We start from the raw sequence: 19898 nt of genomic DNA, 5'->3' as shown, positions 1-19898 counted from the left end.
GGGGTTGGGGTGGGGGTGGTGCCGCTTGGCGATCGGTGGCGGAGAAAGCCCCGGACCAGCGGTTTCGTTCTCGGGACATCCGCGGAGGCTGCCTTCGCGACCCCCACCCCTACCCCTCCCCACAAGGGGGAGGGGTTTCGGTCGCGGTCGCTTAGGGCTTGATCTTCGGCAGCGTCGCCGTGATCACCTGCTTGCCGTCCTTGACCTCGGCGAGGAAGCTCTCGCGGTCGAGGTCGCCGTTCTGCTCGATCGTGGTCTCGATGAGGATGCCCGGCTCGTCCGAGGGCTTGATCGTCGCGCCGCGCAGCGTATCGGCGACGCCCTTCTTGTCGAACTTCTTCTGCTTCTCGGTCGCCCACTTGACCATGTAGACGGCCATGTAGCCCTTCAGGCCGTTATGGTCGGAGGCGTAGTTGTACTTCGCCTGGAACTTCTTGCCGAAGTCCTGGAAGGCCGGGATCGGCGCGTCGATCGACAGCCCGACATGGCCCTTGGCGCCATTGGCGGCGTCGCCCGCAAGTTCGATGACCTTGGCGCCGAGCAGCGTCGTCTCGCCGACCATCGGCTTGGTGATGCCCTGCTGCTTGGCGGCGCGCAGGAAGCGGGCGCTTTCCTCCTCGTTCAGATAGACGAAGACGGCGTCGGCGTTGGAGTTCTTGATCTTGATCGCGTCGGCAGCAAAGTCGGCCTGGCCCTGTTCGGTTGCGACATCGGCCGCGACCTTGATGCCGGCCTTCTCGAGCTCGGGGATGATCGCGTCGCGGCCGCCCTTGCCGAAGTCGTTGTTGACCCAGACCACCGCGACGGAACCGGCCTTGACGGTGTCCTTGAGGTATTTCGCGATCTTCGGCATCGCCGCCGCCTGGCTGAGCGAGGTGCGGAACAGGAATGGGTTGCCCTGCTTGGTCAGGCCGGCGGCCTCGCCACCGACCAACTGGGCGATCTCGGCGCGCTGGGCGATCTGCATCGAGGCGCCGATCGGGCCGGAGAAGACCGGGCCGAGCACGGCATAGGTGCCCTCGTCGATGGCGCGCTGCACGGCGGCGCGGGTGTTCCCCGGATTGGTCTGCGTGTCGTAGTGGACGATCTCGATCTGCTTGCCGAGGATGCCGCCCTTGGCGTTGATGTCGGCGACGGCGAGGTCGATGCCGTTCTTCCAGTTGGTGCCGGCGGTGGCGCCGGCGCCCGACAGCTCCACGACGTCGACGAGCTTGACCTTCTCCTGGGCCGAGGCCGGCAGGGCAAGCGCGGTCGCCAGCGCGGCGCCGATGATCCATTGGGTCTTCATAGAATGTCTCCTCCAGGGGTTGGTTTGGTTTCTTGTTCGCCCGGCTGGCGCGGGTCGTTCTCAGGCTGCGTGGTGGCTCGCCTCCTGCGCGGCCAGGGCTTTGTCGAAGGCATCGGCGATGGCGCCGGCCGGGGGCTGCACCCCGGTGAACAGCGCAAAGGCGTCGACGGCCTGGTTGATGCTGAGTTCGCGACCCGTCATCACCGTGGCGCCCGCCTTCTGCGCGGCTTTCAGCAGCGGTGTCCAGAGCGGATGATAGACCGCGTCCGCGACCCACTGAGACTTTCGGATGAGATCGGCCGGAACGGGGCTGTCGCGATTGGGCAGCATGCCGATCGGCGTGCCGTTGACGATGCCGGCCGCGCCCGAAACCGCGGCCTCGACATCGGCCGCGATCTCGACCCGGGCGCGGTCGCCGATCTGTGTCGCCAGCGCCTGTGCCTTGGCCTTGTCGCTGTCGAACAGCTTCAGGTGGCGCACGCCGCTGCCGGCGAGCGCGAACCCGATCGCCTTGCCGACGCCGCCCGTGCCGATGATGGCGACGGGTGCATCGCCGTCGTCGCGGCCGAGCGCGCGATAGGCGGTGGCGAAGCCGGTCGCATCGGTGTTGTAGCCGGTGAGCTTGCCGTCCCGCGCGACCACCGTGTTGACCGCCCCCATGGCCGCGGCTTCCGGCGAGAGCGCGTCGAGCAGCGGGATCACCGCCTCCTTGTAGGGAAAGGTCACGTTGACGCCGGAGAAGCCCATGCGGCGTACGCCATCGAGCATGGCGGCGAGGTCGGTGCGGCCGGCGCCGGCCACCTCGATCAGGTGGTAATGCAGCTCGAAGCCCGCCAGCCGCGCCGCGGTCTCATGCATCGAGGGCGCAGCCGAATGCGCGATCGGCGAGCCGATCAGCCCGAGCAGCACGCGCTTGGTGCGATTGGCTATGGGGTAGGCCGGCATTGTCTCGTCCCTCTGTGGCTCGCCCGTCGTTGTCAGCAGGCGTTGCCACACTGAGAATACGCCGATCGACTGCCGTAACGCGATAACCAATTCGTGCCGCTTACCTAACCTGATGTTATCTTGCCAGGGGTTTCGCAGCTGCCTTCGCTCGCGGCCGGACGACGGCGTCCATCTCCTGCCGCAACAGGGCCACGAAGTTCTCTGCGTAAACTGACGGGGCCTTGTCGTTCTTGATTGCGACATAGGTCTGGAACTGCGTCGGCTCGGCGATCGGGATCGTGGCGATGCCCTGCATCGAGCCATGCGCAACGGTGAACTGGTCGATCACGGCGATGCCGAGACCGGCCCGCACCAGCGAGCAGACGGTCGTCCCGAAGCGCGCCTTGATGACGATGTCGTAGCTCAGGCCCTGGCGGCTGAAGATCTCGGCCATGATCCGGCCATAGGGGTCGTTGGGGTCGATGCCGATCAGTGGATGGCGCACGATCTCCGCGGCCGAGATCACCTCGCGCCCGGCCAGTTCATGCCCCTCCGGCACGATGCAGAGCAGCTCGCCGAGGCTCAGCGGCTCGAAAGCGATGCCGGGATGGTCGAGCTTGTAGCTCATCGCCGCGATCTCGCCCTTGCCGAGCAGGAGATAATCGAGCGCCTCCTCGATCTTGAGGATGTTGATGTCGAGCCTGAGGTCCGGATGCTTTCGCTTCAGCTTCTCGATCGCGCGCGGCACCATGACGTGGCAGATGCTGGGCACCGAGCCGATCCGCAACTCGATCTCGCCGCCGCGTTCGATCCGCGCCAGCGTGTAGTGCAGGTCGTCGACCTTCTTGTAGACGCCGTTGATCTGCTCGAAGATGTCGTTGGCCTCCGGCGTCGGCACATAGCGGCCGTGCCGGCGCTCGAACAGCCTCAGCCGCAGCGTGCGCTCGGTATGCTTCATCAGCCGGCTGATGCCGGGCGAGGACACACCGAGCAGCTTCGCCGCACCGCTGATCGTGCCGGCGATCATGATGGCGCGGATCACCTCGATCTGCCGCAAGGTGAGCATCGACCGTTTCCCCCGTCTTTTGACGATCAACGGAGGCGGCTCGTATGCGGCTGTCAAGCGGGCGAGTGGGAAGAGAGCGTCAGTTTGAACGCCGGCTGGGGCGCGGGAGTTGACGTAGCCGGCTGCACAAATCGCGGGACACGCGCGGCCCGCAAGACCGTGTTAGGCTCCGGTCAAGGTCGAGTGAGGACGGCGAGCCATGGAAAGCGCGCAACTTCGATACAACTGGGCCGACCCCGCCATCTACGAGACTTTCATGGGGCGCTGGAGCGAACATCTCGCCGGCCCGTTCCTCGCTTGTGCCAATCTCGTTCCGCGTGGTCGGGTACTCGACGTAGCCTGTGGGACGGGCGTGTTGTCGAAAGCGCTGGCTCAGGCGGGAGCGCGTGTCATCGGGGTTGATGCGTCGGAGGGATATCTGGAAGGAGCCCGCCTGCGTCGGGCCCACCCCAATATCACCTATCAACACGACGATATCCGGGCCATGAGCTTCGACGATAACGCCTTCGATGCGGCCGTTTCGACATTGGCTCTGGATGTCATCCCGGAGATTGAACAGGTTGTAGCCGAGATGAAGCGCGTGACCCGACCAGGCGGCGTCGTCGCCTCCGCTGTCACTCAGTTTCTTGGTGGTATGCCCGCCTGGGACCTCGTCATTCATACCGGAGCTGTGCTCGAGGCCGATTTCGCAAAGCTCAGGTCGACGCGAGCGGGGCGCCAGCTCTTTTGGTCTGGCGGTCAGGCGGCGTTGTGGCGGAAACTCGGCCTCACCGACGTGACGGAGGCTCCCATTGTCGTGGACTGCGAATATTCGTCCTTCGCGGATTATTGGGCGACGTTCACGACGGGCCCTGGCAGTGTCACAGGCATACTGATGGCTCTCTCCGACGACGCTCGCGGCGCGATCGAACAGCATGTTCGTGACGGATATCTGATGGGCCTGCCTGATGGACCCAGGTCATTTCCCATGGTGTTCCGCGCGGTTCGCGGCTTGGCCCCAGCCTGAACCTGGAAGTCATGGACTGGACCTGTGAGACGCGTCAGTTCATCCGCCAACGGGAAAATCCGCAACGGGTCGGAAGCGGCGGTTGATCTGGCCGCAAAAATCGCATCTTCGTAACCGCCCGCTAAGTGTAATCACCGCTCTTCATGTTCAGATTTGGCTGCCTACCAGTGCTCTTGCTCGCCATCGCGGCTACGATATGGAGCTGTAATGCCCAGTACTCCATTCCCCGACAGACCGTTGCCCTAGACCTCTCCGGGGCAAACGCGACAGCGCGCTTTGAATGGTGGTTAGGCGAAGATTGGATACCCTTCTCGCGGCTAGTGGTCGAAAATGGCCACGGCAAATCCGACAGCCGCATGTGGGACGATTGGGGACCGGCAACTCAAGCCAGTATCTACGCAACTCCAGAACAATGGCTGGTCGTTGCCCACCCCGGCGGAGGTGCAACGGCAGTCACCCTAAACTCGGATCAGCCTCCAACGGAAGTTAGCTATGCCATGCTTCGTGCAAGCTTTTCGGAGCGCTGGCGGTTCATTGGTACCGTAGATAGAACAGCGAGCGGGACGTTCCGATTTTACTCGCCGGATGAGCGGCGCGAGTGCATACCCATGTTCGGGGCAGGCTCGTCGCCTTTCCGCCTAGAGCATCAAGACTTAAGAGATTGCTCCTTAAGATAGATGTCTTCTTTGGGTCGAAAGCGGCCGTCCGAACAGACTGAAGTCGATATCAATCTGGGCCTGCTTGCGTCTGCCCTTTCCGAATGAAAGAAGTTTCTACGGCAGACACCAAGCCAAAAACAAATATAATTGCCGATATGGGAAGAGCAATTACTAGCCAAAAAAGTTCTGGATAGCAGTCTTCGCACGCGTTTCCATTTCGCGTGGCGAACTGAAAATGCCAAGGCGTAACGCCCAATGTTATTGATACGGTCGTCAGAACAATCCCGAGAGAGAGGAGCCGATAGCCTCTTCTAAACGGAATATAGATCAATCCTGTCATTGAAGAACCGTTGAAAACGCGGACAAACGAGGTTGTCACGTCGTTCTGACGGCCGCAATGGGTCGAAAGCCGACACTCAAACAGAATTGCTTGCTCCGGGGCGCGCGGCTCACTGCGGTGCCGGCAGCGCCTTCGCCCTGCGTTCGAGCTCCTGCAGCGTTGGCAGGGTCTTCTCGGCGAAGGCCTTCAACTCGGGGTCGGAGCCGTTCTGCGCGTAGGCTGAAACGAGCGCGACGGTCTCCTGCTGCGCGGCACGCTGGGCCGCGACATAGGCCTTGTCGAAATCGGGCCCCTGCTTCGCCGACAGGTCGCGCAGCATGTCGAGATGGCGGGCGTCGGGGCGTTCCGGCAATGCGATGTCCGAGCGCCGGGACGCGATTTGCCTCAGGCTGCTGCCGGTCGTGCCATGGTCGTTGGCGAGGCGGTGCGCGAAGCTCTTGATCTCCTGCGAGTTCGTCTTGTGCAGGGCCAGCGTCGCCGACTGGGCCCCGAACAGGTTCGCGACCGCCGCCTGGGTGACGAAATCCTGCGGCTGCAGCGCCGTCTGCGCGAAGGTGGCCGAGGCGCAGAGAACGGCCGCCGTGGCGATCGATAGAAGCTGTCTCATCGCGGCCGATGCCTTTCTGATTTTGGGGAGCATCACGGGTAAACTTGGTGGGGGCGGCGCGGGTTCCGCTGAAACCCGCTCCGCGTCTCGCGTCGGCCAACCCCTGGAGCCGATCAGGATTTCGACCAGACGGCGAGCTCGTAGCCGTCGGGGTCGACGAAGTGGAACCGGCGACCGCCGGGGAAATCGAAGACCGGTTTGACGATGCGCCCGCCCGCCGACTCGATCCGCCGCTGCGTCGCGGCGAGGTCGTCGGCATAGAGAATGACGAGAGGCCCGCCCGGGTTGGGGACCCCCTGCGTCGTGAAGCCGCCTTCCAGCCGGCCATCGGCAAAGGCGCAGTATTCCGGCCCGTAATCGGTCATCACCCAGCCGAAGGCGGCGGCATAGAAGTCCCGCGCCCGGCCGAGATCGGCCACGTTGAACTCGACATAGTCGATGCGGCGGTCGTTCTCTGATCTTGTCATTCCGTCATCCCTTTCGGCCATGGCGCCATTCCGCGCGAAACTGCCGACGGCTCGTGGCAGCAGCGCGGCGGGCCGTGCGCGGAGCCATGCGCCTTGTCCGGGCAGGCCCCCGCGTTTAGCAGGGTGGCGTCGCGGAAGCGCCTCGTGCAGGGTGCCCACCGCCAATCCGGATCAGAGAGCAGGGACGAGACGCAATGCCGAACACGAACGAGACCCTGCGCGATGCGCTGGTCGCCGCCCGCCGCGACAAGGCCCTGATCGAGATGAGCGAGCAGCCGGTTCCCGCCTCCTTCCTCGAAGGGCTCGACGTGCAGGCGCAGATCGCCAGGCGCCTCGGTCAGGCCGAGGCGGGCTGGAAGGTCGCGATCGCCGAGGGCGGCTTGCCGGTCGCCGGCCTGATGCCCGGGCCATGGCTGGCGCCGGGCGACGTCTATGACGGTGCGATCGGCGCCGAACTGCGTGTCGAGATCGAGATCGCGCTCAGGCTCGCCAAGGACGTGCCGATGCGCCCTGGCCAGCCCTATTCGCGCGCCGAGCTGCTCGGCCATTGCGACAAGGCCTATCTCGGCATCGAGATCGTCGAGAGCCGCCTCGCCAACTGGCAGGGCGTGCCCTTCGCCCTCTGGCTCGCCGACGCGCTCGGCCATGGCGGCTATTTCCTCGGCCCGGAGCTGGACATGAAGGTCCTGGATGACCTGACCGGCCTCGGCTGCTTCATCTCGCTCAACGGAGTCACGATCTACGACCAGCCGGCGGTGCATGGGAACGGCGATCCGATGACGCCCTTCCTCGCCTGGGCGAACCGCAAGGACGAGCTGATGGGTGGCCTGCGCGCCGGCCAGATCGTCACCACCGGCAGCCTCTGCGGTGGCGTCCTCGCGCCGGGCAAGGGCGAGGTGGTGACGAAGCTCAGCCCGCTGGGAACAGTATCGCTGACCCTGCGCTAGGATGTTCGATAGGGCCTTGTCGATGATCGCAAGATCATCGACATTGTTTCCGATCATGCTCTGAACACAGTTTGACCTTAATCGTCGCGTGCCGGTGGCGTTGTCTGGAGGCTGGATGCGGTTGTGGCGGAGGGCGGCCCGCGCTGTTGCAGGCGGAAGCGGTTGCGCTTTCGCCGCGCTGCTCGGTGTCCAGTCCGTACCGGCGCAGGCCTTTGATCTGTCCTCGCTCGACGTCTTCGGCCTGTTCACGAAAAAGGACGAGCCGCCCGCCGTCAGCGCGACGACCTTGCCCTATCGGCTCGACTTCGACCTCGGCGGCGCCGACGACGCCAAGGCGCTGACACGGACCCTCCAGGACGCCTCGCTGCTCTACCGCCTGCGCCAGGATGCCCCGCCTGACGGCGAGACGCTGGCGCGCCGCATGGCCGCCGACCTCAACCCGCTGGTCGATGCGCTCTGGTCGCAGGGCTATTTCAACGCCGAGGTCGCGCTCGTCGTCGATGGCGTGAGCTTGAAGGTCGGCGCCGAGCCGGATGCCCGGCTCGTCAGGGCGCTCGAAACGCACCGCAATCGCGATGCGGTGCCGATCACCGTGAGAATCCAGCCCGGTCCGGTCTTTGGATTGCGAAACATCGCGGTCAGCGAGCGTGGCATCGCCGGCCCTCCCGCGATTGCGAACCCAGAGAAGGTTACGCGGCTCAAGCCCGGCGATCCCGCAACGTCCTCGGCGCTGCGCGCGGCCCAGGCGGCACTGATCGACAATCTGCGCGCCCAGTCGCGCCCGCTTGCCAAGGTGGTCGCGCTGAATCCGGTCGTCGACCATGCGACGCGCATCATGGACGTGACCTATGTGGTCGAGCCCGGCCCGGTCGCGGGCTTCGGCGACGTCACCATCGGCCAGACCGACGAGATCCCGCCGGCCGTCGTGCGCTCATTCATCTATCTCGAGCCGGGCGATCCCTATTCGCCGAAGCGGCTGGCCGACACGCGCCGCTCGATCGCCACCATCCCCGCGGTCGGCTCGGTGCGCATCCGTGAGGCCGATCGGCTGGACGGAGCCGGCAACCTGCCGATCTTCGTCGACGTCACCGAGCGTCCCAAGCGCCTGCTCGGCTTCTCGGCGCGCTACTCGACCATCGATGGCCCGGCGATGAAGACATACTGGGAGCATCGCAACCTCTTCGGCGGCGCCGAGCGGCTGCGTCTCGAAGGCGACATCTTCCTCGCCCCGCGCATCGACGGCACCAAGATCACCAAGTTCGACGATTTCGAGCGCTCGGATATCGGTGGGCGGTTCGGCTTCAGCTTTCTCAAGCCCGCGCTCGGTGGCAGCCGCTACGATTGGCTGCTCGACGGATTCGCCACGCGCCAGCGAGTCGGAACCAGCCGCTATGGCGGCTATACGGCCCGCTACGCCAACGTCACCAGCGCGATCCAGCGCCGCTTCAGCGACACCTTCTCGGTCCAGGCCGGAATCGAGTTCGAGCGCGGCCAGACCAGCGACGTGCTCGGCGAGGTCGACTACACGCTCGTCGGCATCCCGCTTTCGCTGAAATACGATTCGACCGACAGCCTGCTCGATCCGACAAGAGGCTTTCGCGTCACCGCCTCGGTTGCACCCTATCCGAAATTCCTCGGCTCGACGGTCGGCCTTTTCCAGGCCAAGGGTGCGTTCTCAGCCTATTACGCGCTCGATGAGGACGCCCGCTATGTGCTGGCCGGCCGCATCGGGCTCGGCTCGATCTCGGGGGCGAGCCTCGACGAGATCCCGGCGACGCGGCGCTTCTACGCCGGCGGCGGCGGCTCGGTGCGCGGCTATGCCTATCGCACGCTCTCGCCACTCGGCCCGTACAACCAGCTCATCGGTGGCCGCAGCCTGTTCGAAGCCTCGGTCGAGGCGCGCATCAAGATCACCGACACCATCGGCATCGTGCCCTTCTTCGATGCCGGAACGGCCTTCGAAAGCAGCATTCCCGATTTCAAGCAGCAGCTGCAGATGGCCGCTGGTCTCGGCCTGCGCTACTACACCGCAATCGGGCCGATCCGGGTCGATGTCGCCGCGCCGCTCAACCCGCGCAAGGGCGACAAGCCAGTCGCGCTCTATGTCAGCATAGGGCAGGCCTTCTGATGGGCCGCTCTCTCGCACTTGTTCGGTCGGGTTTTGGGCGCCTCGCGCTCTTCGCCGTCCTCCTGATCGCCGGTTTCCTGGCCTCGGCGCATTTCGGCGGCTTCGCCCAGAATGCCCAGACCGATCGCGGCATCGTCGCCGACCTGATCTCGAAGGCGCTGTCGAGCGACACCAGCCAGGTCTCGATCGGGCAGGTCAACGGTGCTCTGTCGTCGGATGTCGAGATCCGCGATATCGTGCTGTCAGATCGCGACGGCCCCTGGCTCAGGCTCGACCGGGCGCGGCTGATCTGGACGCGCAGCGCGCTCCTGCTGCGTCGGCTCGATATCGACCGTCTCGAGATCGGCAAGCTCGAATTCCTGCGGAAACAGGCGCCGCAGCCGGCCGGCGCGCCGCCGTCGAGCGATGCGCCGATCCTGCCGGAGCTGCCGCTGAAGGTGATCGTGCGAGCCTTTCAGCTCAACGAACTCGCTTTGGGTGAGCCGGTTCTCGGCGTCCCCGCGCGGCTCGGCGCCACCGGCTCGGCGACGCTGGGGCCGCCGAGCGAGGGGCTCGACCTCAGGCTGGAGGCGCGCCGGCTCGATGCGCCCGGCCAATTCAACGTCAATCTCGGCTTCGTGCCGCAGACCACCCGGCTGCAACTCGCGGCCAAGCTCGACGAGCCGGCCGGCGGGCTGATCGCCAAGGTCGCTGGCCTGCCTGGGGAGCCGCCAGTCCAGCTCGACCTCAATGGCGACGGCCCTCTCGATTCCTTTCGCTCGAACCTGACCTTTACCGCGGGCCCGACGATCGGCGCGCAGGGGCAGGCGACGCTTGCCCGCAGCGGAGCCGAGCGTCAGCTCAACCTCGCGCTCGATGCCCGCATCGAAGGGCTGATGCCGGCCCCGATCGCGCCTGTCTTCGCCGGCTCGACTCGCCTCGACGGCTCGGTCGGCTTTGCTGATGCCGGCGCCATCGACATCCGCAACCTCGCCCTGGTCTCGGCGCTCGCCCGGCTCGACGTGCTCGGGCGCTACAATGCCGACAAGACGCTGGACCTCCGCGTCACCGCTGCCGCACGTCCCAACGCCGAGGGCAAGACCGTCGCCTCGGGCACCGAGATCGGCAAGCTCGCCTTCGATGCGACGATCAAGGGTCCGGTCGCGGGCCCGACCGTCGTCGCCACGCTCGACGCGCAGGATGCGAAGCTTCCGGCCGGCGGCTTCTCCCGCCTCGGCATGACGTTCAACGCGACTCCGACCGGCACCATCGGCGAGGCCGGCACCCGCATCACCCTGACTGCCGATGGCGAGGCCGCGGGCATCGCGCTCGCAGATCGCGCGCTTGCCCGGGCCGTCGGAGAGCGCGTCGCCTTCACCCTCCGCGGCGTCGCGCAGGACGATGGAACGGCCGACTTCGAGACGCTGCGTCTTGCCATGTCCGGCGTCGAGCTCGACTACAATGGAAAGGCCGGCAAGGCGCGCGTGCTCGGCCGCCTCCAGGCCGTCCTGCCCGATCTTGCGCGCTTGAGCGGTCTCGCCAAGCGCCCGCTCGCAGGCCGGGCCGAGCTCGCCGCCGAGATCGACGCCACGCCGCGCCTGAACGATTACGGCGCGACACTGACTGGCAAGGGGGACCGGCTCGCCACCGGCGAAGCCGTGCTGGATCGGCTTCTCGCCGGCAACCTGACCCTCGCGGGGCAGGTCCGCTCGCTGGCCGATGACATCACGGTGGCAGGCCTGCGCGTCGCGGGTCAGCACGCCGCCTTCACGGCCGATGGCGGCATCGGCATTCGCACCTCCGACCTGAAGCTTGCTCTCGCACTGCCGGACCTGAAGCGCGCCGATCCGCGCCTGTCGGGCAGGGGCGACATCAACGCGCAGATCACCGGCCCGCGCGACAAGCTCGATGCCACGGCCCGCATCGCGGTCGCCAATGCCACGGCGCTCGCCCGGCCGATCCCGCGCCTCGCCATCGATGCTGTCGTTCGCGATCTCCAAGGTGCGCTCGATTCCCGCCTGACGCTGAACGGCGAGATCGATTCGAAGCCTGCGACCGGCACGGTGGCGCTGGCGCGCCTGCCCGGCGACGGCTGGAATCTCTCGGCACTCGACATCGCGATCGGCTCGGTCCGGTTGAACGGGGCGCTGACGCTTGATCCCACGAGCCGCGCCGCTGGTCGCCTGACGCTGGCCGCGCGCAACCTCGACGACCTGTCGCCACTCGCCCTGACCAAGATCGGCGGCCAGCTCGATGCCGACATCGCGCTCGCCGTCGTCGAAGGCCGGCAGAACCTCGAGCTGAAGGCGAGGGGGACGAAGCTCGCCGGCCCCTCCGTCGCGATCGACAAGCTCGATGCGACGGCGGCGGCGTCCGATATCTACGGGCGCCCGATGCTCGACGCCGCGATTGGCATCGACCGTGCCCTTCTGGCGGGGGAGACCTTCAGCGCGATCCGCTTCGATTCGAAGGGGGCGCCGGATGCCAGCGCCTTCACCCTCAGTGCCGCGGCGCGCGGCTTCGCGTTGACCGGCGCCGGCAAGCTCGTTCCCGGAGAACCGCTCAAGCTTGAGCTCGCCACTTTCGACGCCCGCCGCGAAGGTCGCCGCATCGCATTGGCCAATCCCGCGACCTTCAGCTTCCCCGCTGCGGGAATCGAGATTGCTGGTCTCACATTGGCGATCGAGAAAGGGCGCCTGACGCTGGACGGCAAGGCGGGCGAGACGCTCGACCTGAACCTGGCGGCAAAGGATATCCCGCTCTCGGCCGTACGCATTCTCGCTCCGAAGCTTGATCTCGCCGGCACGCTGAACGCCGAGGCCCGGATCCGCGGAACGGGTGCCGCGCCGACCGGGCCATGGAATCTCCAGATCGCGCGCCTCGTGACACCGGAGACCCGGCAGGCCGGGCTGCCGCCGGTCGAGATCGCGGCCAAGGGCGAGCTCAAGGGCGACGAAACGAGCGTCGATGCGACGGTCAACGCCGGGCGCGGTGCCAGCCTCACGGTTCGCGGCACGGCTCCGCTCAGCGCGGCGGGGGCGCTCGACCTCGTCGCGCAAGGCCGGGTCGACGCTGTCCTGACCAATGCGATGCTCGCGCCCCAGGGCCGCAGGCTGACCGGCACGGTCATGCTCGACATGCGCGCCGCCGGCACGGCCGCGGCCCCGCGTCTGAGCGGCACGGCGACCCTCGCCAATGGCAGCTTCACCGACGCGCTGCAGGGCGTGCGCCTGAACAATATCGAGGCGAGGCTGGCCGCCAATGGCGACAACCTCGCGATCGAGCGCGCCAGCGCGCAGACGGCCAATGGCGGCACGATCTCGGCGAGCGGCCGGCTCCTGCTCGATCCCGCCGCCGGCTTCCCTGGGCAGATCCGCATCCAGGGCAATCGCGCCCAGCTCGTCTCCAGCGGCATCGTCACCGCCGTCGCCAATCTCGGCCTCGATATATCAGGGCCGCTGGCGCAGCGGCCGCGGATCGGCGGGCGCGTCGACGTGCTCTCGCTCGATGTCGCGGTTCCGGACCGTCTTCCGGCCTCGCTGCGTCCGGTCGACGGCATCAGGCATATCAGGCCGACCGGAACGGCCGCCGCCCGCCTCGCGGAGCAGAAGCGTGTGGCGTCCCGGGCGGCGCGCGGCTCCCGGCCAACGCCGGCCTTCGACGCCGCGCTTGCCCTGACGATTTCCGCTCCCAACCGCGTCTTCATTCGCGGACGCGGCATCGATGCCGAGCTCGGCGGCCAGATCCAGGTCGGCGGCACGCTGGCTGCTCCGGCTCTCAACGGCGGCTTCGAATTGCGGCGGGGGCGCCTCAGCGTGCTCAGCCAGCGCATCGATTTCAGCCGTGGTCGCCTGACCTTCGCCGGGGGCACGATGCCGGAGCTCGATTTCGTCGCCGAGACCCGCGCCTCCGACGTCACCGCCCGCGTCATCATCAGCGGCCCGGCCGATCAGCCGAGCTTCGTCTTCGCCTCGACACCGGAGCTGCCGCAGGACGAGGTGCTCTCGCGCCTGCTGTTCGCTCGGGCTTCGGGCTCGCTGTCGCCGTTCCAGGCGCTGCAGCTAGCGCAGACGGCGGCTCAGTTCGCCGGCGGGGGCGGCGATGATTCGTTCGAACGCCTGCGCAAGTCGCTCGGCGTCGACAATCTCGACATCCAGGTCGGCGCGGGCGGGCCCACCGTCGGCGTGTCGCGCTATATCGGCGACAACGTCTCCGTCGGATTCAAGGCTGGCGCCAAGCCGGAGGATAGCGGCGTCTCGATCGGCATAGACGTGACCCGCCGGATCAAGGTCCAGGCCGAGACGGGCGCCGACGGCAGCGCCGCGGTCGGCGTTGGCGCGGAGTGGGAATACTGAACGACCGCCTGTGGAGCGGGAATCGATTCCCCGTCGGTGCACAGGATCTGTGGACAACGCCTTCGCTGATTCTGGTCTGGAACGGCTCAAAACAGCCCCGCACGGTGCGGTGGGGTTAATCAGTCGTAAATTTCGGCGGTCAAAGCGTGACTTGCCTGCAACACCGGGGTCCAAAGCACCCCCCGGAACCTCTCGGCGGCGTGATCGAGGTTGATCGGCCCTGCGGCATTCGTATGGTTGTCCTGCGTCGGGACGTTCCCGGTCGCTGTTTTTCGTCTTTGCCTCTGAATGGTTCAGGGACATGGGCGAAAGGCCGGGAATAGGCGGGTTCGTCGGTTGGGTCTCCTGGGGCTGGCCGACATCAGAACAAGCCGAAGCCCGAGGGTCTCGAAACTCTTTTGGAGGTTACCAATGAAGCTCGTTAAGAGCCTCCTCCTCGGTTCCGCCGCCGGCTTCGCCGCGGTCGCCGGGGCTCAGGCCGCCGACCTTCCCTCGCGGAAGGCCGCTCCGGTCGAATACGTTCGCGTCTGCTCCGCCTATGGCGCAGGCTTCTTCTACATCCCCGGCACCGAGACCTGCCTCCGCGTCGGCGGCCGTCTGCGCGCCGAGTACACCTTCGGTGAGCGTTGGTTCGCTGGCCAGGATTCGTACGGCACCCGCGCTCGCGGCCGTATCAACATCGACGCCCGCACCGCGACCGCCTACGGCACGCTCCGCACCTTCATCCGTTACGACGTGACGACCAGCACCGGTTCCTACCGCTACGGCGGCGCGAACGCCGGCGCCAACCCGGTCGCCTTCACGAACCGCAACGTTCAGGACTCGTCGATCAACCTCGACAAGGGCTTCGTCCAGTTCGGGCCGATCACCGCTGGTAAGGCGCAGTCGTTCTTCGACTTCTACGCCAACGACCTGGGCTTCAGCGTCGTCCGCACCTCGGACCGTTCGCCGACCCTGTTGGCCTACACCGCCACGTTCGGCAGCGGCTTCAGCGCCACGCTGTCGCTCGAAGATCCGTCGACCGTTGGTCAGCTCACCCCCGTTGGTCGCGCCTATGACGGCATGACCATGCCCGACATCGTCGCCTCGCTGCGTGTCGAGCAGGGCTGGGGCGCTGCTCAGCTGTCGGGTGTGATCAGCAACCGCAACACGCAGTCTGCTCTGTTCACCCCGCCGGGCGCTCTCGTCCCGGTCGCCGTCTCGAACGACGAGTACGGCTACGCCATCCAGGCCGGTGTGAAGTTCAACCTGCCGATGCTGTCGGCTGGCGACCACCTCTGGTTGCAGGCTGCCTACGCTGACGGCGCCATCGGCTACCTCGGCTACGGCGGAACGGCCGGCTATGGCCGCCTCGGTCTGGTCGCTCTGAACGACTTCACGGTCGACCCGCTGGTCGGCAGCCTGAAGTCGACCACCGGCTTCAGCATCGTCGCCGGCCTGCGTCACTACTGGACCCCCACCATCCGTTCGGACATCTACGGTTCGTACTCGGAGCTGGAGCTCGGTCGTGTTGCTAACCCGCTCGTCGTCGGCGGCACCCTCAAGGGTCTCGACCCGAAGGAGCTGATCGTTGCTGGTAACCTCGTCTGGTCGCCGGTCTCCGGCCTGGACATCGGCGTCGAGGTTCTCTACTCGCGCGTCGAGCTGAGCCGCCGCATCGCCGACTTCAAGTCGGCTTCGCTCGGCGCTCCGGCCCGCACGATCAAGTCGGACGACGCCTTCACCGGCCGTCTGCGCATCCAGCGCGACTTCTGATCGTCTCAAGCGATCTTTTGTCGGAAGCCCCGGGGAAACCCGGGGCTTTTTCGTTTCAGGACCAGGCCGCCTTCGGTGAACGCCGGGCGATGGGCCGCCGCCGCGTGACGGTTGACAGCCGGCTCGCGAAGCGCCTTCTAGAAGGCGTCGTCTTGTTTTTGACACAAGTCGCGCAGCTGGGCTTACCCCTCGGGTCTGGACGGCTTGCGGCATGCGGCCGGAAATGAGCGACGTCGTTCAAGTGCCTGAAGCCATGATCCTTTTGGCTTTAGGCGTAGCCGGCCTCCGCTCTCACGGGGGACGCCGGTATCGGGCCTTGGGGGAGTTGCATGGCGCGGCCGGGACGTTGGCTTTGGGGGCTTATTCCCCTGACATTGCTCTGGAGCACCGCCAACCTGTTCTTGGGTGAGGCGATCGAGCGCGATGTCGGCCATCGTGCGGCCGAGGTGGCGGCTGCCGTCGCCGGCGAGGCGCCCGGCGCGCGCCCGGTGACCGCCCAGGTCGAGGGCCGCGACGTCACGATCAGCGGCGAGGCTCTTTCAGCGGACGGCGCAACGCGCGCAATCGCACGGTTGCGCTCCGAATTCGGCGTGCGCAGGGCGCTCGGCGGCCTGTCGCAGGTCGTCGCCCAGCGGCCCTATAGCTGGTCGGCGATGCGGCAGGGCGACGGCGTGTCGCTCAATGGCTTCGTTCCGGATGAAGCCACCGCCGTCGCCAATGTGGCCGCGGTCCGGGCCGTCCTGCCTGCCGTGCGGATCGACGACCGCCAGAGTCTCGCCTTCGGTGCGCCGGCCGGTTTCCAGGCGATGACGCAGGCCGTGCTGGCCGAGTTGCCAGGGCTCGCCGCCGGCAAGATCGCGCTGGACGATTCGCGCTTCTGCATCGAGGGCAGGGCGGCGACATCCGACGGTTTTCTCGCGCTGACGGCCGCTACGACGGCCTTGGCGCGCGACGGGTTCCAGTCGGTGCCCTGCGCGCTCGAGCCGCCGGTCGTGACGCCGTATCGCTGGGGCATCGAATATCCCTCGGCGGACGCGCTGCGCCTGACTGGTTTCTATCCTTCTGAAGCGGCGCGTCAGCAGATTCTCGGCTTGCTGCGGCGCGCTTTTCCCGGCCCGATCGGCATCGACGACAGGACCAAGCCTGCCGCCGGTGAGCCGGCGGCCTTTCTCGTCAAGGTTACGCGCGCCATCGGCGATCTCGCGCGCCTGCGCGAGGGCAAGGCGGAGCTGACGGGCGACGCCTATGTGCTGTCCGGCGATGGACCCGCTACCTACGAGGCCTGTCAGGCGCTTCGCCTGCAGATCGCTCAGGGTGATGGCCCGGATTCGGTCGCCCAGGCCGCGATCACCTGTCCGCCGGAGCCGCCGCCTCCGCCCCCGGTCGAGACGCTGATGCCGCCTCTGCCCGATGTTCCCGCGCCGATCTTCCTGCCATCGGAGCTGCCCGCGCCACCCGCGCCGCCAGCGCCAAGTCAGCCCACCCAAGCCAGCGTCTCGCCGGCTCCCGCTGTCAATCCACCGCCGCCACCGCCACCACCACCGCCCGTGGACCTGAGCTGGAGCGCGGCGATCGACCAGGCCCAGGTCGCGCTGAAGGGGTTGGTGCGCGATGCGCCGGCGCGAGAGGCTCTTCTAGAACAGGCGCGCCGGATTGCTCCGTCCGGCGTCGTCTCCGACCAGTTGTTGCTCGAGCCGAACCTGCGTTCCGAGCCCGACTACGGCGTTGCCACCGGCTTCGCACTGGAGCTGCTCGGCAAGCTCAGGCAGGGCTCGGTCACGCTGGCCGGCGCGGCTCTGGCGCTTTCGGGCGAGGTTGCCAATGCGGAGGCCTGGCATCAGCTTGACGCGGCATTGCGCCGGCCGCTGCCGGCCGGATTGACCATGCCCGCCAGCGCCGGCGCGGCGACGGTCCCGGTTCGGCCCTATGTTCTGTCGCTTGCCGCCGATCGAACCGGCATAACCCTGTCGGGCTACCTGCCGGATGCGCAGACGCGTGAGGCCCTGCAGGCGCTCGTCGAGGCCTCGCCCCTGAAGGACAGGCTCACCGACGAAACGCAGATCCTCCCCGGTGCGCCCGCGGGCTTCGCCGCGGCGGCGCGCATGGCGCTTGGCAATCTGCTGCGGCTCGATTTCGGCTCGGCCTCCATCGCGGACGACGTGGTGACGCTGCGTGGCCTGACTTGCCGCGACCTGATCAAGAGCGAGGTCGAGACCAGCGCTGCGTCCGGCCTGCCTCCCGGGTTCCGGGCGGACGCGGTGATCGGCCTCCGCCAGACCGGCTGCGTGGTCGATCCGCCAGCGACCTGCCAGAACGATCTCGATGCGCTGACGAAGAGCAACACTGTGCTGTTTGCGCAGGGAACGACGGTGGTCGCGCTCGACGCTGCGACGGAGCGCGTCATCGGCGAGGCCGTGGACATCCTGAAGCAATGCCCGGATACGCGCATCACCATCGAGGGCCACGCCAACAGCGATGGGCATCGCAAGGGCTTCGACAATCTCGATCTCTCCGCGCGCCGGGCCCTGCGGGTCCGCGACGAGTTGGTTCGACGCGGCGTCGACGCCAACCGGTTGGAGACACGCGGCTTCGGCTTCGACCGGCCGCTCGTGCCGCATGGCGCTGCACAGGCCAAGTCGATGAACCGGCGCGTGCAGTTCACGGTCGCGAAATAGGGGGCGGACATGCTGTATCTCGCCAGTCAGTTCGTCTGGTTCCTCGTCGCCGCGTTCGGCATCGGCCTGGTCATGGGCTGGATCAGCCATGACGGCGGCAAGCTGCAGCTTGGCGGCGGCTTAGCCGGCTGGTTCGCAGCCTTGTGGGGGCTTGGCGCGGCGCTCACCTGGCTCCAGTTCCTGAATGGCGCGCCGGCCACATGGGTCGAGTCGGCCCTGCTCTTCACGGCGGTCTATGTTGCGGGCTGTGTCCTCGCCGGGTTGCTGCGCGGTGCGCGGGCGTCGGGCGCGACGAGGGCTGCAGCCGAGCCGGCGGAGGCGACCTCGTTGATCGCGGGATTGCCGCCGGTCGAGGGCGAGGCGCAGATTCCGGGTCGGCGCCCCGGTGGCCTCGTCGCAGCCAGGGGTGAGAAGCCGGATGATCTCAAGCTGATCAAGGGCGTCGCCGAGCAGAACGAGGCCCGTCTGCAGGCGCTCGGCATCTGGCATTTCGAGCAGATCGCCGACTGGACGCCCGAGAACGTCCAATGGGTCGGCAGCTACCTGGCCTTTCCCGGCCGGATCGAGCGCGAGGATTGGGTTGGCCAGGCGAAGCTCCTGGCGGCTGCCGCGCCCAATCCACCGGCCGGCATGGCGCGCGAAAACGCGGCCTGAGGTGCGTCAGGCCGCGCGGCGCTCGGAACGGGCGATCAGGCGGCCGATCCGGCGCACCATGTCCTTCGGCCCGAGCATTGGTGCGTGGCCCTGCCCGGGCGCGACGAATGTTTCGCAATCAGGGTGGCGCTCCCCCATCTCGACCAGCGTCTTCTCGGCCAGAAGGTCGGAGTTCTCGCCGCGGATGGCGAGCATGGGCACGCCGCTCAGCCCGTCGAAATAGCTCCACAGCACCGGCAGCGGCGCTTCAAGGTCGAGCTCCTCCAGCACTTTCATCAGGTTGGGGTCGTAATCCGGTTTCATCTTGCCGTCGCGGTCCGTCCAGGTCCGGCGCGCCATGATCTCCCATTCGGCATCTCCGAAGAGCGGGAATTGCTGGTCCGAGAGCCGCTTCAGGATCTCTGCGCCCTCGGCGAAACTGCGCGGCAGCGGCAGCTTGCCGACATAACCCCGGATCCGCAGCAGGCCGCGCGCATCGATCACCGGGCCGATGTCATTCAGCACCACGCCCTTGATGATGCCGGGCCGCGCGGCGGCCATCGCCATGGTCAGGAGCCCGCCGCGCGAGGTTCCAACGAAGATCGCCGCCTCGATTCCGGCCGCAACCAGCACCTGCATGACATCGTCGAGTTCGATGCGAATGTCGTAGTTCTTCCAGTTCCCGTCGAAGCCGGACAGGCCGCGGCCGCGATAGTCCAGTGCCAGCACGCGCCGTGGCCGGGCCTCATCCTGCGAGAGAGCGAGCGCGAGCTCGTGGAAATCGGCGGCAGTCCGGGCAAAGCCCGGCAGGCAGATGACGGGCAGCGCGGAGGAGGCGAGGGGGCCGTAGTCACGCGCATGCAGCCGCAACCCGTCTCGGGCGCTGATGAAGAGCGAGGCGAAGCCGGCGTCGGGAGGCATGGGGAAGTCCAGGGTAGCGCGTTGTCAAACCCGCGCCGTCAGTCCGGACGCAGCGAAGCGGAGCTCTGGCATCCATCGTAAGGCGCAGTCCGACAAAGTCACAGCCCTCCGATGGATCCCGGGCCAAGCCCGGGATGATGTTGCGAAT

13 protein-coding genes are annotated in these 19898 nt (G+C 67.1%); 7 read left to right on the top strand and 6 right to left on the bottom strand.

Annotated elements, in window-relative coordinates; translation table 11 throughout:
* Positions 1–151: 151 nt before the first annotated feature.
* The 3 genes from VGN82_RS16675 to VGN82_RS16665 all read right to left on the bottom strand — a co-directional run bounded on the left by VGN82_RS16675 (position 152) and on the right by VGN82_RS16665 (position 3278).
* Entirely contained in the window at positions 152–1288 is a 1137-nt protein-coding gene (locus tag VGN82_RS16675; RefSeq protein WP_327528163.1) for an ABC transporter substrate-binding protein, read from the bottom strand.
* A 60-nt stretch (positions 1289–1348) separates the two neighbouring features.
* Positions 1349–2233 (bottom strand): shikimate dehydrogenase, encoded by an 885-nt coding sequence (locus VGN82_RS16670; RefSeq protein WP_327528162.1) that lies wholly within the window; start codon positions 2231–2233, stop codon positions 1349–1351.
* 115 nt (positions 2234–2348) lie between these two features.
* The gene (locus VGN82_RS16665; protein ID WP_327528161.1) at positions 2349–3278 is read right to left on the bottom strand and encodes a LysR family transcriptional regulator; all 930 of its coding nucleotides are present in this window, start codon (positions 3276–3278) and stop codon (positions 2349–2351) included.
* Between the two features lie 199 nt (positions 3279–3477).
* Between VGN82_RS16665 and VGN82_RS16660 the strand changes: the two genes are divergently transcribed.
* Entirely contained in the window at positions 3478–4284 is an 807-nt protein-coding gene (locus VGN82_RS16660) for a class I SAM-dependent methyltransferase (protein ID WP_327528160.1), read from the top strand.
* A 1108-nt stretch (positions 4285–5392) separates the two neighbouring features.
* Here VGN82_RS16660 and VGN82_RS16655 read toward each other — a convergent pair.
* Together VGN82_RS16655 and VGN82_RS16650 are read right to left on the bottom strand one after the other, a co-directional pair.
* Positions 5393–5890, bottom strand: coding sequence for a DUF4142 domain-containing protein (locus tag VGN82_RS16655; RefSeq protein ID WP_327528159.1), 498 nt, complete (start codon positions 5888–5890; stop codon positions 5393–5395).
* Positions 5891–6003: 113 nt separating this feature from the next.
* A complete protein-coding gene (locus VGN82_RS16650) occupies positions 6004–6357 on the bottom strand; it encodes a VOC family protein (protein WP_327528158.1) in 354 nt (117 codons plus the stop codon).
* A gap of 194 nt (positions 6358–6551) precedes the next feature.
* On the opposite strand from VGN82_RS16650, the gene VGN82_RS16645 reads away from it, so the two are divergent.
* From VGN82_RS16645 to VGN82_RS16620, 6 genes are all read left to right on the top strand, one after another.
* Complete coding sequence (locus VGN82_RS16645; protein ID WP_327528157.1) at positions 6552–7304, top strand: hypothetical protein; 753 nt, start codon at positions 6552–6554, stop codon at positions 7302–7304.
* 115 nt (positions 7305–7419) lie between these two features.
* Complete coding sequence (locus tag VGN82_RS16640) at positions 7420–9432, top strand: autotransporter assembly complex protein TamA (RefSeq protein WP_327528156.1); 2013 nt, start codon at positions 7420–7422, stop codon at positions 9430–9432.
* A complete protein-coding gene (locus VGN82_RS16635; protein WP_327528155.1) occupies positions 9432–13766 on the top strand; it encodes a translocation/assembly module TamB domain-containing protein in 4335 nt (1444 codons plus the stop codon). The genes VGN82_RS16640 and VGN82_RS16635 overlap by 1 nt, the downstream gene beginning before the upstream one ends.
* A gap of 411 nt (positions 13767–14177) precedes the next feature.
* Positions 14178–15521, top strand: coding sequence for a porin (locus tag VGN82_RS16630; RefSeq protein WP_327528154.1), 1344 nt, complete (start codon positions 14178–14180; stop codon positions 15519–15521).
* A 329-nt stretch (positions 15522–15850) separates the two neighbouring features.
* On the top strand, positions 15851–18196 hold the full coding sequence (locus tag VGN82_RS16625; RefSeq protein ID WP_327528153.1) for an OmpA family protein: 2346 nt from the start codon (positions 15851–15853) through the stop codon (positions 18194–18196).
* A 9-nt stretch (positions 18197–18205) separates the two neighbouring features.
* The gene (locus tag VGN82_RS16620) at positions 18206–18850 is read left to right on the top strand and encodes a hypothetical protein (protein ID WP_327528152.1); all 645 of its coding nucleotides are present in this window, start codon (positions 18206–18208) and stop codon (positions 18848–18850) included.
* 6 nt (positions 18851–18856) lie between these two features.
* Here VGN82_RS16620 and VGN82_RS16615 read toward each other — a convergent pair whose 3' ends face one another.
* Positions 18857–19750, bottom strand: coding sequence for an alpha/beta fold hydrolase (locus VGN82_RS16615; RefSeq protein WP_327528151.1), 894 nt, complete (start codon positions 19748–19750; stop codon positions 18857–18859).
* Between the last annotated feature and the right edge of the window lie 148 nt (positions 19751–19898).

The sequence above is a fragment of the Allobosea sp. genome (genome assembly GCF_035999205.1).
Taxonomy (GTDB): Bacteria; Pseudomonadota; Alphaproteobacteria; order Rhizobiales; family Beijerinckiaceae; genus Allobosea.
This window is presented reverse-complemented; position numbering and strand designations above follow the sequence as displayed.

Excerpts from the sequence above, each read along its gene's own strand:
- VGN82_RS16635 (WP_327528155.1), top strand. The coding sequence starts at position 9,432 with ATGGGCCGCTCTCTCGCACTTGTTCGGTCGGGTTTTGGGCGCCTCGCG.
- VGN82_RS16655 (WP_327528159.1), bottom strand. The coding sequence starts at position 5,890 with ATGAGACAGCTTCTATCGATCGCCACGGCGGCCGTTCTCTGCGCCTCG.
- VGN82_RS16650 (WP_327528158.1), bottom strand. The coding sequence starts at position 6,357 with ATGACAAGATCAGAGAACGACCGCCGCATCGACTATGTCGAGTTCAAC.
- VGN82_RS16660 (WP_327528160.1), top strand. The coding sequence starts at position 3,478 with ATGGAAAGCGCGCAACTTCGATACAACTGGGCCGACCCCGCCATCTAC.
- VGN82_RS16615 (WP_327528151.1), bottom strand. The coding sequence starts at position 19,750 with ATGCCTCCCGACGCCGGCTTCGCCTCGCTCTTCATCAGCGCCCGAGAC.
- VGN82_RS16670 (WP_327528162.1), bottom strand. The coding sequence starts at position 2,233 with ATGCCGGCCTACCCCATAGCCAATCGCACCAAGCGCGTGCTGCTCGGG.
- VGN82_RS16630 (WP_327528154.1), top strand. The coding sequence starts at position 14,178 with ATGAAGCTCGTTAAGAGCCTCCTCCTCGGTTCCGCCGCCGGCTTCGCC.
- VGN82_RS16625 (WP_327528153.1), top strand. The coding sequence starts at position 15,851 with ATGGCGCGGCCGGGACGTTGGCTTTGGGGGCTTATTCCCCTGACATTG.
- VGN82_RS16640 (WP_327528156.1), top strand. The coding sequence starts at position 7,420 with ATGCGGTTGTGGCGGAGGGCGGCCCGCGCTGTTGCAGGCGGAAGCGGT.
- VGN82_RS16675 (WP_327528163.1), bottom strand. The coding sequence starts at position 1,288 with ATGAAGACCCAATGGATCATCGGCGCCGCGCTGGCGACCGCGCTTGCC.
- VGN82_RS16620 (WP_327528152.1), top strand. The coding sequence starts at position 18,206 with ATGCTGTATCTCGCCAGTCAGTTCGTCTGGTTCCTCGTCGCCGCGTTC.
- VGN82_RS16645 (WP_327528157.1), top strand. The coding sequence starts at position 6,552 with ATGCCGAACACGAACGAGACCCTGCGCGATGCGCTGGTCGCCGCCCGC.
- VGN82_RS16665 (WP_327528161.1), bottom strand. The coding sequence starts at position 3,278 with ATGCTCACCTTGCGGCAGATCGAGGTGATCCGCGCCATCATGATCGCC.